The 13,744-nt window shown below is 59.3% G+C and carries 13 protein-coding genes, 1 tRNA gene and 1 pseudogene; 5 read left to right on the top strand and 10 right to left on the bottom strand.

From position 1 onward, the window contains the following. Positions 1-16: 16 nt before the first annotated feature. The 3 genes from KUO17_RS07050 (at position 17) to KUO17_RS07040 (ending at position 1,489) form a co-directional block, all read left to right on the top strand. Positions 17-92 (top strand) — tRNA-Gly (locus tag KUO17_RS07050). 228 nt (positions 93-320) lie between these two features. Beyond that, positions 321-581 carry an Arm DNA-binding domain-containing protein gene (locus KUO17_RS07045; protein ID WP_217974551.1) on the top strand — a complete coding sequence of 87 codons (261 nt, stop codon included), beginning with the start codon at positions 321-323 and terminating at the stop codon, positions 579-581. A 605-nt stretch (positions 582-1,186) separates the two neighbouring features. Next, positions 1,187-1,489 (top strand): thioredoxin family protein, encoded by a 303-nt coding sequence (locus KUO17_RS07040; protein ID WP_217974549.1) that lies wholly within the window; start codon positions 1,187-1,189, stop codon positions 1,487-1,489. Positions 1,490-1,710: 221 nt separating this feature from the next. Here the strand turns inward: KUO17_RS07040 and KUO17_RS07035 are convergent, their stop codons facing one another. From KUO17_RS07035 to tssB, 10 genes and pseudogenes are all read right to left on the bottom strand, one after another. Continuing rightward, positions 1,711-2,229 (bottom strand): Hcp family type VI secretion system effector, encoded by a 519-nt coding sequence (locus tag KUO17_RS07035; protein ID WP_217974547.1) that lies wholly within the window; start codon positions 2,227-2,229, stop codon positions 1,711-1,713. Positions 2,230-2,654: 425 nt separating this feature from the next. After that, positions 2,655-3,494, bottom strand: a complete 840-nt coding sequence (gene icmH, locus KUO17_RS07030; RefSeq protein ID WP_255263459.1) for a type IVB secretion system protein IcmH/DotU — start codon at positions 3,492-3,494, stop codon at positions 2,655-2,657. Between the two features lies 1 nt (position 3,495). Continuing rightward, on the bottom strand, positions 3,496-4,833 hold the full coding sequence (gene tssK / locus KUO17_RS07025) for a type VI secretion system baseplate subunit TssK (RefSeq protein ID WP_217974545.1): 1,338 nt from the start codon (positions 4,831-4,833) through the stop codon (positions 3,496-3,498). A 43-nt stretch (positions 4,834-4,876) separates the two neighbouring features. Then, entirely contained in the window at positions 4,877-5,656 is a 780-nt protein-coding gene (gene tssJ / locus KUO17_RS07020; RefSeq protein ID WP_217974543.1) for a type VI secretion system lipoprotein TssJ, read from the bottom strand. Further along, positions 5,653-6,159, bottom strand: coding sequence for an FHA domain-containing protein (locus KUO17_RS07015; protein WP_255263460.1), 507 nt, complete (start codon positions 6,157-6,159; stop codon positions 5,653-5,655). The genes tssJ and KUO17_RS07015 overlap by 4 nt, the downstream gene beginning before the upstream one ends. Before the next feature lie 56 nt (positions 6,160-6,215). After that, positions 6,216-7,230, bottom strand: a pseudogene (gene tssG, locus KUO17_RS07010) (type VI secretion system baseplate subunit TssG). After that, entirely contained in the window at positions 7,194-8,960 is a 1,767-nt protein-coding gene (gene tssF / locus KUO17_RS07005) for a type VI secretion system baseplate subunit TssF (RefSeq protein WP_217974541.1), read from the bottom strand. The pseudogene tssG and the gene tssF overlap by 37 nt, the downstream one beginning before the upstream one ends. Positions 8,961-8,967: 7 nt before the next feature. Next, positions 8,968-9,387, bottom strand: a complete 420-nt coding sequence (gene tssE / locus KUO17_RS07000; protein ID WP_217974540.1) for a type VI secretion system baseplate subunit TssE — start codon at positions 9,385-9,387, stop codon at positions 8,968-8,970. A gap of 12 nt (positions 9,388-9,399) precedes the next feature. Next, positions 9,400-10,878, bottom strand: coding sequence for a type VI secretion system contractile sheath large subunit (gene tssC / locus KUO17_RS06995; RefSeq protein WP_217974539.1), 1,479 nt, complete (start codon positions 10,876-10,878; stop codon positions 9,400-9,402). 82 nt (positions 10,879-10,960) lie between these two features. Continuing rightward, entirely contained in the window at positions 10,961-11,464 is a 504-nt protein-coding gene (gene tssB / locus KUO17_RS06990; RefSeq protein ID WP_217974538.1) for a type VI secretion system contractile sheath small subunit, read from the bottom strand. Between the two features lie 452 nt (positions 11,465-11,916). Between tssB and KUO17_RS06985 the strand changes: the two genes are divergently transcribed. Then, entirely contained in the window at positions 11,917-13,482 is a 1,566-nt protein-coding gene (locus KUO17_RS06985; RefSeq protein ID WP_217974537.1) for a sigma 54-interacting transcriptional regulator, read from the top strand. Beyond that, positions 13,475-13,744: type VI secretion system-associated protein TagO (locus KUO17_RS06980; protein WP_217974536.1), on the top strand; the 270-nt coding region annotated here is incomplete at its 3' end. The genes KUO17_RS06985 and KUO17_RS06980, both read left to right, overlap by 8 nt.

Genomic DNA, 13,744 nt, shown 5'->3' with positions numbered 1-13,744 from the left:
CACCCATCAACACGACGCGGGAATAGCTCAGTTGGTAGAGCACGACCTTGCCAAGGTCGGGGTCGCGAGTTCGAGTCTCGTTTCCCGCTCCAAATGTTGATCTACAGATTTCCAGCGAAGGCTGTAGATCATGAAAATAGAGGCTTCGGCCTCTTTTTTCGTTCCAGTGCCATCCACCCAAAACCACCCCCAGCCACGCATTTTAAGTACATCAATGTGTACATCGAAATCGGGGTAAGCAGCACGGCGGTTTGTTGGTGGGTCCCCCCGGTCTGGAAGCGTTAGACATCTCCTCTATCCACGAGACGGGAGATGCAATCATGACCTTGACCGACACCGCCGTTCGCCAGGCGAAACCCTCCGGTAAGAACTACTCGATCAAAGATCTGGATGGCCTTGCATTGTTTGTCAGTGCAAGGGGCGCCAGGCAGTGGCATTTCCGTTTTTACGGGTTGTGCCGGCAGGCAGGTATCCCGCTGGGCAGTTATCCGGCGGTCAGCCTGAAAGATGCGCGCACAGCGCGGGATCAGGCCAGGGTGCTGGTGGCTCAAGGTACGGATCCGCGTTCCAGTCGCCGGTAGGCCCGCCTAGCTGCTGTAGGCCGCTGAGAACTCGTTTGCCACTGTACGCCCAATGGCGGGCCTTCCGCGCGATTGCCTCAAGCAGGGACCGATCCTGGTGCGCATCTCGACATCAACCCGCATCTGCGTATGGATCAGCTGCCGGACTTTCTCCGCAAGCTGCGTCGCTATGGCGGGCATCCCCGGGCCGTACTGGGAATTCGCTTGTTGTTGCTCGCGGGCGGGCGGACAGGGGAGTTGCGTGCGGCTGTGCCTGAACACGCTTGTTTGGCGCAACCAGGTCGGCGGCAAGGATTGCACCAATTCCGAAGAGTGCGCCGTGAGTCAAAGAGGTCACCAAGCGACCGGTCTTCATCAGGCTGCTCGACGGTGGAAGTCAGGCATTTTGCCAAATCTAGAAGGTTTCTTCAGAGCATCCTTAAGCTGCCAAGGCGTACATATGAATAAGCGGCGGACGTTTAGTCGGTGTCTGGTTATGTTTTTTAGTGATGACTGAAATTAACTTCAGGTCTAGCCACCTGGTATTTATGCCAGTTGTGTCGGAAATGTGGGGGTTGATAATGGCGTCGTAACTCTACCAATAGCAGACTTCGGGTGAGAATGTCATGAATACATTTACCGCCACAGATCTCTCGGGTTTCAATGAGTCCACGGTACTGCTTTTTACCGCTAAATGGGCTTCTCCAGGGAAGGCTATGGTCAGTGTGATTGAAGAACTTGAGGGCAGGTATAAGGGAGTGACGTTCCATGAAATTGACGCTGAGTCTAATGGAGAGCTGGTGTCGCTTCTGCACGTAAAAGCAGTGCCCAGTCTGTTTTTCGTCAGGCAAGGTGAAGTGAAGAGTGTTTTAATCGGCGCAAGTAAAATCGAAAAGGTATCAAGTTGGATTGAAACGGCGCTTAACTGAGGTGGATTTGGCTCACAAGGTGAGCGACGCAGGTATATCGTCAGCGACACTGAATTCGATCACATCGAACTGTGCCGGGCTGCTCTCGGGTTCAAAGGTAAAGCGCAGATCTGATTGACGTGGCATGGGTCCCTATCCGTGACTGCTTTGAAGGCCTGGGCGGCGTGGGTCGCCCAGGTCACAGCGAGCGCCCGCATGTGTTGGCATGCAGGCGAGCGCGGTCAGGCTTCGATAGGTTTGCGCCAGTCGTCGGAACCTTCGGTACCGGAGACTTCGTGGGTCCAGGTGATCTTGCGATAAGCCAGGCTGACCTTGATCAGCTGGGTGAAATCCTTGTTGCTCTCCATCTGGGCGTGGGGCAGCACGGTGTCGATATCGACGATGGTGGCGTCCTCAAGCTCGGTGCTGAAGAAGTGCTCCTGCTTGCCCTCGGTGGAGGTGCGGAACCAGCGGATCATCACGTTCTCGAGTTTTTCGCCGGAGGCCAGGGCCTGATACATCAGCGGGGTGGCCTTGTTCAGCGCGCTGGTGAACACGAACGGCTTGTGTACGCGTGGGCCGGAAGGCTGGCCGCTTTGCGGGTCGGTTGGTACGCCGATGCGGTGCTGGATTTCCTGGATCAGGATTTCGTCTTCATGGCCTTCGACGTAGACGTTGCCGACCGAGTCAGCCGTGAATGCGCCGCTGGTAATCGCGCCCTGGGTAGCACCGGTCATGCTGATGTAAGCGGGTGTTGGCATGACAATCTCCTTTGTCATTGAAAGACAAACCACATGAGGTGGTTTTTCCATCGTTTGATGGATGAAGGAGACAGGGCAGGATCAATGCCAGATGCGATGCGAGAGGTGTAACAAGAAAATTAAATTCAATTAAATCAATTTGATAAGTGATTTTGATAACCTAATCTCGAGCATTTGTTTTGTTATAAAGTAACTGTTTTCTTTCATTTTTAGCTGTTTTTGCGGGTCATGAATGACTCGATTGTTGTAAGTGATTGATTTTATTGGATTGCATCGGGCCATTTGTGGCTCGATTGCTGGAAGGTCGGGTCATTAATGGCCAAAAAGCCACTTTTTCAAGGGTGTTCGGGGTTAGGTGGTGCGGATTTCTGCACAGCCGGGTGTGGTGGAACGGGCTGTGCCAGAGCCCGTGCGCAAGTGACAGATCAAAGCTTGAGAATGTTATCCAGCGACTGCAGCACCTGCTGGGTGATGGTATTTAACCGCAGCGAGTAGACTGCATAGATTCCCGCCAGCAGCATGCTGGCGGCGAGCCAGGGGGACCACCACGGCCACTGTCGGCTGATGCGAAAGTTGCGTGGCGCGACATTGGCCAGTGGGTCTGTCAGTTGCTGCGGCGTGGGGCCTCGCAGTTCACGAATGATGCGTTGAAGCCTGGTGATGAGCTTCTGGATCTCTTCATCGCCCTTGTCGTGTACGGCGTACTTGCCCTTGAGCCCCAGGCACACGCAGAAGTACATGAACTCGACCACATCCTGGTACCTGGCTGCTTCGGTCGACATGCGTTCGAGCAGGGTGAAAAACTTCTCACCCCCCCAGGTTTCCTTGTGAAATTCACTGAGCAAGGGGTGATGGCTCCATATGGACCTCACCCCCCAGGGGCGGCCCATCACCGTCTCGTCCATGAACAGGCACAGCGAGTAGGAGTAGGCCTTGAACGAGGCATCGTCGTACTCCAGCTGACGCACCTCCTCAAGAATGGTACGGATCTGGTTGCTCACATCATCGTAGAGCTTCTTTACATTGTCGTGATGGTCCAGGGTGGCCAGCCGGAACGACAGGCCGAACAGCGCCATCGCTGCGTCGAGCATCGGGTTCTTGAACGCGCCACGCAAGCGGAACTCAGGGTCATGCAGGTAGTGGTCGATTTCAGTGGCGGTGTTTTCACTGCTGGCTATCGCAGCCCCCGCAACAGAGGCTCGCTGCATCTGAAGCAGGTTTTCCAGAGCCGAACCGGCATCCACCCTAGGTGGGGTTGTGCTCATCTCATTCTCCTCTGATGGCCCAGAATTGAAGCTCCAGGTCCGGGAAGTCTCCTGCTACATGGAAGCCGAAGCCGCTGCTGCCTTTCAGGCTGTGCCAGGCCGCGTGGTGACGGTCGAGTTCGAAGTAGCTGAAGCCGGCATGGAACGGCAGATGGCGCGGTGCCACGGGCAGCGGTACCAGGGGAATGCCGGGCAGTTGCAAGCGAATCAGTTCGGTGAGGCCTTCAATTGAGGTGACCTTCGCCTGCAGCAGGAAGCGCTGGCGCAATTCGTCCGCCGGCAGCCGGGCGCGAACCGCCAGGATGAACTCGGCGTTGTCGAGCAAGCGCTGCTCACTGAGCGTCGCGGTCTGCACACCGTACTGTTGCTCGATAATTGGCAGGGACACAGCGCGTGGCTGCAAGATGGTGCTGAGGGCGCGCCGAAGTGTCTCCTCCAGCAGCTTGAACGACTCGATCAGGTTGTCGTGCTGGTAGGCCGGGTAGTCCTGAGGCAGGCGCCCGTCATCGGTGAAGGTGACCAGCTCGCCGCACGCCTGGCTGAAGGCGATGTAGAGCTGTTCGGGATGTACATTGTGTCGACGTGCCAGGTGTTGGAAATACGGGTGCAGCCGGTTCATCACCTGCAGCAGGTTGAAGTCGGTGACATCCGCGACACCGGATTGGCCGGGCGAGCAGACACGCCCGGCAAGGTTGCGCGCACGCTCGCGCAACAAGCCTGCTATCTCCTCCAGAAAACCACGCAGTGCTGGCACGGCCTGCAGCGAGACGGCGGTGGGATAGAAGTGCTCATCCATGACCAGGCTGCCATCTGGCCGCTTGTCGAGGATCTTGCCCAATGCGAGACAGGTGTAGGCGCTGCGGTCATCTTTCTCCAGCCTCAGCTGCAGGTTTGGGATGGCGAGATCCACGGTTGTGGCGTCTCCGTCCACACTGTGGGTGTCTTTGATGAACGCCGCTTGAGCGATGTAGCGGCTATTGGCATCGCTCCCCGGCCAACGTACTTCCAGTACGCCGGCGGTACGCAAAGGCAGGCAAAGGTAGATGACTTGGTTTGCCGCCGAACCGTTCGCGATCTCCAGTGGTGGTGGCGGGTCCATATCGCCGGGGATATCGAAGATCGTACCGTCGGGCATGATGCCGCGGGCGCGAACGATAGCGATCTTGCCGAAGCTCAGGTACTCATGGTTCAACTCCAGTTCGCTGAAGCCATAGAAGGCATCGTTCAGGCTGCTGATGCGCTGCTGGATGAGGGCGTCGGTCGAGTTGGCCATTTGTTGAAAATGCTGCGGCTTGACGAACAAGCCCTCGTTCCACAACACCGGGTTGCGCGAGCTCATAGGGGGGATTCCTTGGTCATTTGAGTAGGTAGGGCAGGACGCTTCAGCCATCGTTCTTGAGCACGACGCCGTCGTCTTCGAACTGAACAAGCAGGGCGTGCTGTCGGCCGCGTGGTTCGATGCGCAGCGCACGTTTCCACTCGGCCTTGTCGCGGTCGTGATAGTTCGCGATGACCGCCACGTAGCGTGTGTTCGCGTTGATTTCCTCCAAGCCCACGAACTTGAACTGACCGGGTAGCAGGCGATAGTCGTCCACCTGCACCAGCGTGCTGCCCAAGGCCTTTTCAAGGTCTTTTTCAAGCAGCTCGTAAGCCGCATTGAGCAGTAGCGAATCGTCCTTGAGCTGGAGCACCTTGAACGCAACCGGTGTGGTCACATCCTCGGTAACTGGCGTGACGCGAACGGTTCTGATGCCGAGCTGGATATGCGGATCTTCATAGCTGCCAACATCGGTATCCACGGGCGACATGACAGGCTCGTTGAGATCGTCCTGTTCTATTTGCGATATCGCCGGGTGCTGCTGATACAGGTGATCGAGCAGGGCTTGCAGCTTCTGGGTCAGTTCCAATGGGTCCCCCGCGCTCAGGTTCACCGCCAGCGGGGTGAGCTGCAGGTGGTTCTGCACAAGCGGTTCGTCAACTGCGCTGCTGGGGTTGAGGTTGATGGTGGGGCTGGCGTACAGGCTCAGCGAGAACTGACTGAGCTGGTCTCCCGCTCCACCTAACTGGATTGATGGGTCCATGATCACCTGCCCCATCTTGCTGAGTGCCGTACACCCTCCCAGCGCCAGGCAGACCAGTAGCATCAGGGGGGCAGGGTTCATTTCGACCCCTTGGACGGCGTGAACAGATCACCGAATAGCCAGGTGCCCTGAGACCGTTGAGTGGCCGCTTCAAGAGCGATGAGGGGATCAAGGTCTGAGGCGTCGGTGAATTGCGCTGCGCGCTCGGGCAAGGGGCGGACCAGGTCCTGCAACGGGCACTGGTCACCATTCATCAACTCGGTCAGTGAGTGCTCACCCAGGTGCCGTTTGCCGGTGGGGCCGTTTGGTTCACCTATGTAGGCAATGATCACGTAGTCACCGATCTGAAGCTGGTCTTCGTTCTTGAGCCGAACGTGGGTGCCGGGCGGCAGGCTGAGGTCGTTGCCATTCAGGTAGGTTTCGCCGCTGTGGTCGATGACGCAGAAGCCTTCTTCCCGCCAGCGAATTTCGCAGTGCAGCGGGTGAATGCGTTGGGCTTGGTCCAGCAATTGCCAGTCGCATTGCTGGCTGCCCAGCGTCCCGCCTTGGCGGGTAAAGCGGTGATAGGCCGTGCAGCCGTGCATCAGCATGCCCGGGTTTCTGATGGCCAGAGTAATGCCGGGGGAGGGTGTGTGTCGGTTCATGAGCGCACCTTGATACGTACGACAGGTAGTTGCTGACGTGTCTTGTGGTCGATAAAGCTGGTCCAGCCCACGTGGGTGCCATGCTCTCGGCGCAGGCTGAAGGGGGGGCGCCTCTTCCTGCTTCAGGCGAAGCTCCACGTCGTAGGCGGTGGCATCGCGCAGCAGGAACTCGATCAGCCTGCACAGGCGTTGATGGTTGATGCCGCTGGGCAGGAAGTCGCGAAACCGCGCCTGATCCAGCCCGGCGATGACCAGGGTGAACTTGCTGCTGCGGGTGCGGGTTTTGCCACCGGCAAAAAATGTCTGGCCCAGTACGCAGGTCTGCGTGCCGATCACGTTGCGCTGCGCCTTGGCGATGATGACCTCGCGTACCTCGAACTCCCGGATGGAGACCTGATGAAGGTCGAAGCAGTGCGCGATGATGCCGGCAACGGTGGCAGGCGCACGACTGCGACTGGCGATGACGCCTGCGTAGCTGAGCAGGCGGCTCCAGGGCAGCGGCGTGGTGCCGCGCAGTTGCTGGTCGTTGAGGCCGATCAGTGCGAACACGTAGCGTGAGAAGCCATCGGTGGCCTGCTGCTGGAAGCGCCGGTAGTAGCGATACTTGCGCCACGCCTGGTGCAACAGATTCAGCAGCGAGTGGTTGAAGTAGTCCAGGAAGGCAGGTCGTATGCCGTTGCCCTGGGCGTACTCGTACGCGCTGGCGTCCAGATAGTAGCCGGGCAGGGGGGAGTCGCTGCCATGCAGGCCAAAGAAGTTCGCCTGCACCCGGTAGCGGCCCTCTTGCTCCCCGCGCGCCGCCTCGGCGACATCGGAGGTGGGGAAGTTCAGGCCGGGCGAGCTTTGCAGGCGTAGCCGACGCTGCGGTGCGGTGAACGCCTCGGCGCTTTCCAGGTTGTCACCGTGCAGCTTGTGCAGGTGTTCCAGCAACTGGAAAAACGAGTAGTTATGCGCATCCGCCAGCAGGGTGTCAGCTAGATCACGGGTTGTCGGCCGGTCAACGGGTGCCATGTGTAGTGCTCGTTATTGCTGGTGTTGATCACGTCCAGCTTGTGAAAGGAGTTGATGCTCGCGTACAGCGCGAAGAAGTGGGAGAGCACGGTGGCGAACAGGTACAGGTCGCCTTCGCAGAGGAAGGCGCTCTGGTCCATCTCCAGCTGTGTGCTCATGCCGCGGATGGGCAGGCCCTTCATCATCCAGTCCAGTGGCTCGGTCTTCGCTTGCCCGATGCCATCCAGGCGTTTGCGTGTGGCCCTGGCCTGCTGGATGTCGTGCAGCGCGGCAAAGTCGTAGGCGCGGATCACGGCCTTGAGCGGTTCTGCCGACAGCAGCGACAGATAGTTCAGGGAGAGGTTGGAGATCAACGTCCACTGCAGGCTGCCGTCGAGCACCGGGCGATAGGGCCGTGTGGGGCAGGTGATGTTGCTGTAGGTGGCGAAGGTGGGGGTGGCTTCGGTGGCCAGGCAGATGTCGCCCACGCCCAATGCCAGTGGCAGGTCGCGATTGGTGCAGGTCAGCTGAACCGAAATCGTTTCCCGTTCGCCGATGTAGGCGCTCTCGTCCCCACGAACAAAGGCAATGCGGTGCTGAAGGCCACGGTAGCGCAGTGATTCTTCGACACGGCAGCGGTAATACAAGGCAGTACGACCCTGTGCTGTCTCGATTTCGTGGGCAAAGGATTCGAAGGGGTGGAACACGCGCAGCTTGTCCGCTTGGTCGCCCTCGCTGTTGCGTCGCCAGCCGACCACCTCGTCGACGCTGAAGATTTCATAGGCGAACGGGCGTTGTCCGCTGGGCTGCAGGTGCACCTGCTCCCCGCGTCCGTCCAGATCGATCGGTTCGGCGCTGTGCTCGAACAGGTTGATCGCAGGGGCGCAGTACAGGCTGATATCCCCATCGCCAATTCGTGTACCGGCGGGCATTGGTCGGTCGAAATGAAACTCGATGCGTACCTGGTCGGCGCTCGCTGCCGGCCACAGGGTGCTCAACTGAGCAACGCTGAAGAAATGGAAGCGTTGGGGGAAAACGAAATATTCCTGCAGGATGCGGTAGCCATCGAACACGTTGCGCGGGTACGGCAGCAACGCTTCATCGGGGCTGAAACCGGGGAACCGCAGGGCGCTCGATGGCAGGCAGCGTACCTCGCCATTGCACATCAGCCGCACCTCCTTGAGGTAGTTGGCCAGCCACAGATAGAGCGTCAGTGCGTTGCTGTCGTCACCACTGAGATGAAAGTCCAGTTGATCGCAGCCCATGCTGTTCAGGGCTTGATCGCAGGTTGTCCCCAGGTCGATGCGCACAATGGACTTGTCGCGGGAGTGGGTATCGCTTATCAGGTTCATTTCAAGCGGGAACAGCACGACGTCGGTGCAGGTGCGAAATTCGCAGCTGATGCCGTCGACCGGTACCGAGAACAGGCGGGTACCCTTGGGTAGCACCTGGCGCTCGGTGATCGCCTGACGCAGCGGGTCGAAGCGCATGATGGTCGCGCTCGGCAGCGGGCGCAGGTAGTTGGGCCAGAGCATCTGCAGCATGGAGTGGGTCAGCTCGGGAAGATCGTCATCGATCTTCAGGCGCAGCTTTGCGGTGAGGAAGGCGAAGCCTTCCAACAGCCGCTCCACGTCCGGATCGCCGCTCTGTTCGCCGAGAAAGCGCGCCAGCTGGGGGTTGTCTTCGGCAAACTCACGGCCCAGTTCGCGCAGGTAGTGCAATTCGTCGCGAAAGCCTTGTCTCAAGGGCATGGGGTTCTCATTTGACTTGGGTGTGTCGATGATTGATGACCAGGTCGATCTGCACGGACTCATCCTGGTAATGGCTGCGCACTTGGCAGTCGAGCCGGAAGTTAAGCTCCAATGGCGCGCCGGGATTCGGGCGGAAGTGCAGGCCGAGCACCGTCAGGCGGGGCTCGAAGGCTTCCACCGTGCGCCGGATGTCGGCGCCGATGCGGGCCATCAGGTCCGTACCGCCGCAATGGCCATTGAAGTCGCTCAAGCCCAGATCAGGGCGGCTCTGCGAGCAGCCCTGACGGGCGTTGAACAGGCGTTCCAGGTGCGACTTGATGGCGTCAATGCGCAGCGTGGTCTGCTCTGCGCGTGACAGGCTGTGGTACGGCCTGGCATCCGGGGCCAGGCGCTCGAACAGGCTGCCGCGACCGCTGCTTCTAGGCATCGGTGTGCTCCGTTACTGGGTGTCCAGCCGCCCGACCAGCGAAATCTCGAAGCTTGCGCCCATGTACTTGAAATGCGGGCGCACCGACAGGGCTACCTGATACCAGCCCGGGTTGCCTGCCACGTCCTGTACTTCGATTCGTGCGGCGCGCAGGGGGCGACGGCTACGCACATCGGCTGAAGGGTTCTCCTGGTCGGCCACGTACTGCTTGATCCAGCGGTTGAGTTCGGCTTCCAGGTCCTGGCGTTCCTTCCAGCTGCCGATCTGCTCGCGTTGCAGCACTTTCAGGTAGTGCGCCAGGCGGTTGACGATGAACAGGTAGGGCAGTTGGGTACCCAGCTTGTAGTTGGTCTGGGCTTCCTGACCTTCAGGCGTCTTGGGGAAGCTTTTCGGGCGCTGGATCGAGTTGGCGGAGAAGAACGCCGCGTTGTCGCTGTCCTTGCGCATGGTCAGCGGGATGAAGCCTTCTTCGGACAACTCGTATTCCTTGCGGTCCGAGACCAGCACCTCAGTTGGAATCTTGGCCTGCAATTGGCCCAGGGATTCGTACAGGTGCACCGGCAGGTCGTCGACCGTGCCGCCAGACTGCGGCCCGATGATGTTCGGGCACCAGCGGTAACGGGCGAAGCTCTCGTTGATGCGCGTGGCCATCAGGTAGGCGGTGTTGCCCCACAGGTAGTTGTCGTGCCTGGCATCGACCGACTCGTCGTAGGCGAAGCTCGACACCGGCTGCTCGACGGTGTGGTAAGGCTGGCGCAACAGGAAGCGTGGCATGGTCAGCGCGAGGTAGCGGGCGTCTTCGGACTCACGCAGGCCCCGCCATTTGGCGTGCCGCGGGCCCTCGAAGATATCCTTGACCTCTTTCAGGTTGGGCAGGTCTTCAAAGCCCTCGATGTTGAAGAACTCGGGGCTGGCGGCGGTGACGAACGGGGCGTGCGACATCGCGCCGACCGAGGCGACATAGCTGAGCAGCTTGATGTCCGGGGAGGAAGGGCCGAAGGTGTAGTTGCCGATCATGCTGGCCACCGGCTCGCCGCCGAACTGCCCGAACCCAGCGGTGTAGACGTGCTTGTACAAACCGCTGCGGGTGATGTCGCCGGCGTTTTCGAAGTCTTCGAGGAGTTCTTCTTTGGTAGCGTGGAGGACTTCCAGCTTGATGTTCTCGCGAAAATCGGTGCGGTCCACCAGCAGCTTCAGGCCGCGCCAGGCCGATTCCAGGTGCTGGAACTCTGGTTGATGGAGAATCTGGTCCATCTGTGTACTCAGGGCCCGGTCCACTTCGCTGATCATCTGATCGACCATCTGCTTGTTGACCGCCTGCTGCGGCTCGTCGCTCTGGATGATCTCGGTGATGAACGCCGCGACCCCGCGTTTGGCGATCAGGTAGCCCTCCTGGGAGGGCTGCATCAGGGTTTCGGCCATGATCTGGTCCAGCAGGCCGGGTGGTGTCTGAGTGTCGAGCAGGGTGGCAGTGGCGCTTTGTGTTGGCATGTAGATCTTCCTTTTGAACGCGCAGAGTAGGGCTGTGCTTGAGCGACGGAGCCAGTCGTGAAGTCGGCTCAGGCATCACGGATCAGTCTTGCGGGGTATCCAGCACCAGGTTGAGTTCACTGGCCAGGCGCGCGCGCGCCTCTTCGTCTGCCAGCAGGCTCTGCAGCTGTCTGCGAAATGCCGGGACGTTGCCCAGCGGGCCCTTGAGGGCAACCAGCGCTTCGCGCAGTTCTAGCAGCTTGTTCAACTCCGGCACCTGGCGCGCAATCGAGTCAGGACCGAAGTCGTTGATCGATTTGAAGCTCAGGTGCACGGGCAACTGCGCCTCTGGGTCCTTGCTGAGCGTTGAGGGCACCGACATCGCCAGCTGGATATCCGCTTTGGCGAGGACGTCGTTGAAGGTGTCCTTGTCGATGCGCACTGCTTGGCGTTCCTCCAGCGCGGTTTCCTCCGGCTGGCCCTTGAAGTCCCCAGTGATGAGCAGCTTGAGCGGCAGCTCAACCTCCGACTGTTGATCGCCTGTTGCAGGCACGTACTTGATATTGATGCGTTCTTTGGGGGCAACAGAGCCTATTGATTTCGACATTAAAAATTCCCTCTTTTACTTTAATAGTTGCTTTATTGCGGCCTACTTGTATTTCTGTTTTTTGAGTAGGATTTTATTTTGTGCAATGTAGGATTTATCTTTTTGTTGTTGGCTGATTACGCCTGGTTTGTTTCTGACCGTGCGTGGCAGATATAAATGCTACGAAATTAATAGAAAAAGTAGTCGCATAAAATGTAAGTTAATATTTGTTTGTCTATGTGCTTCTTGGCAGGCTAGAGTCCACGGCCCCTAGGAGGTTGGGCGATTCCCTACTGATAAAGTTGGTCTTAAGTTTCGGCTTGCGAGTTGGGGGTTGCAGCGGATCGCGTTCTGGGTTGAATGTGCTCGTTGATTTGTAACGGTTGTTGGAGATGTGGCCAGTTTGAGTACCGGAACTCAACGGGAATAATGTTTTTTCATATGCATAGTTTGACGTGGTGCGAGGGTTTTTCATGGATGCGGTAGGGGTGGCAGGGATTGTTCAGGCGTTAGCCAATGCTGGGCATGTCACCGAGTTGGCCGTGCGCTTATTGCAAGGCGTGCGCCTGTACAGTGAAGTTGCAACGGCGCTTTGTTACCTGCGTGATGCCTTGGGCGAGCAGTTGCATGCGGTAGCCAGTGAGGGTGTAGCCCTGGAGGTGCTGCCGCCTATCTCCGGGGCGAGGCTTGATAGCCCCCTGTGGTACTGCATGCACACCAAGGAGGTTTGCCTGGTTGAGCAACCCTGCGGTCTGCTCGGACTAGGGGCGGATTTCGATGCATTGCGCACCGTGTTGGGCGCGCGAGCGGCGCTGCTGGCATGGCCGATTCTCGATGATCAGGGTCAGTCGCGCGGGGTGCTATTGCTCAGCGGCGAGGCAAGTACGTTGCATGCATGGCGAAATGATCGAACCTGGGCCGCCGTCATGGCGGTGTACCAATGCCTGTTTGGCACATTGTCTGAGCATCAGATGGGATGCGGCAGACGTACGCCCGACGAGCCCATGCAGGCGCAGCGCCTTGAAGCACGCACGCTGATCAAGCGGGAATTCGTGGGCGATAGCGCGATAGCGCGACAGCTTCGTGACGAGCTCCTGCTGCTGGCCGAGTCCAGGCTTGCCGTATTGATCACCGGCGAGACCGGCGCTGGAAAGGACCACGCCGCCTGGTTGATCCATCAGGCTTCCTGCCGCAGTGGGCATGCGTTTGTTCCGCTCAACTGCGCCGCCATACCCAAGGACCTGATCGAAGCTGAACTGTTCGGTTGTACGCGAGGCGCTTACACCGGGGCCACTGAGGCCCGCGAAGGCCTGGTGGCCGCAGCCGATGGCGGAACCCTGTTCCTCGATGAGATTGGCGATATGCCGTTGCCGCTTCAGGGCACCTTGCTGCGATTGCTGAACGAGAAAAAGTACCGACCCGTCGGAGCGGTCGAGGAACGGAACTCTGACTTCCGCCTGCTCTGCGCAACCCATCAACCGCTGTCCCAACGCGTACGCGAGGGGCGTTTTCGGCAAGACCTGTATTTCCGTATCTGCCAACTGAGCCTTCACCTGCCCACCTTGCGCTCCCGGCGCGAGGACCTGGGGCCGTTGGTTGCCGCCCTGGTGCGTGAGCACAACGGCCAGGAACGTCGCTTCGTCGCCGGCGCTACTGCCGCGAGCCTGCAGTTGCTGTATGCGCATTCGTTTCCGGGAAACATCCGTGAGCTTCGCAACCTTGTGATGGCGGCCTGCGAGCGAACACCTTGCGGCCAGCCGATCGAGCACGAGGTGCTGAGGCAGCTCATGCATCACTCGCTGGCGTCAGCGCCTGAAAAGCGCGTGCCTTCATCGGCAGGTGGCGAAGCGCTCCAGTCGCTGTTGGCGACCGACGATCTTCCGCAGGCTCTGGAAGCCTTCGAGCGCCTGATGATCGATGCGCGTTTGCAGCAGCTTGGCGGCTCGCGCAGGAGGGCGGCGGAGAGTCTGGGCGTACCCAAGCGGACGCTGGCCCGCAAATGTCAGAAATGGAGCCTGGAGGCTGCGTCTCATGAATAGCTACATCGGCTGTGTGATCGCCGGCACATTGCTCTGGTGCGCACAGGTCGCGGCAACGCCTGCGACGGATCGGGACTGCACCCGTATTGTTTCTTCGCTGGAGCGCCTGGCCTGCTTTGACCAGGCTGCCGGCACCCCGATTCTCGTCCCTGCGGTCAAGTCCCGACCGGCGGTGAGGGCGATGCCCCCCACGATTGCGCTCTTGCAGGCCAATGAGGCAAGGCGCCAGGCAGGCAGTCAGGCTTCGTCATGTCGATCACTC

The organism is Pseudomonas aegrilactucae (genome assembly GCF_019168305.1).
In the GTDB taxonomy this organism is placed as follows: Bacteria; Pseudomonadota; Gammaproteobacteria; order Pseudomonadales; family Pseudomonadaceae; genus Aquipseudomonas; species Aquipseudomonas aegrilactucae.
The sequence above is the reverse complement of the archived record's forward strand: the minus strand, read 5'-3'. Positions and strand labels throughout refer to the sequence as shown.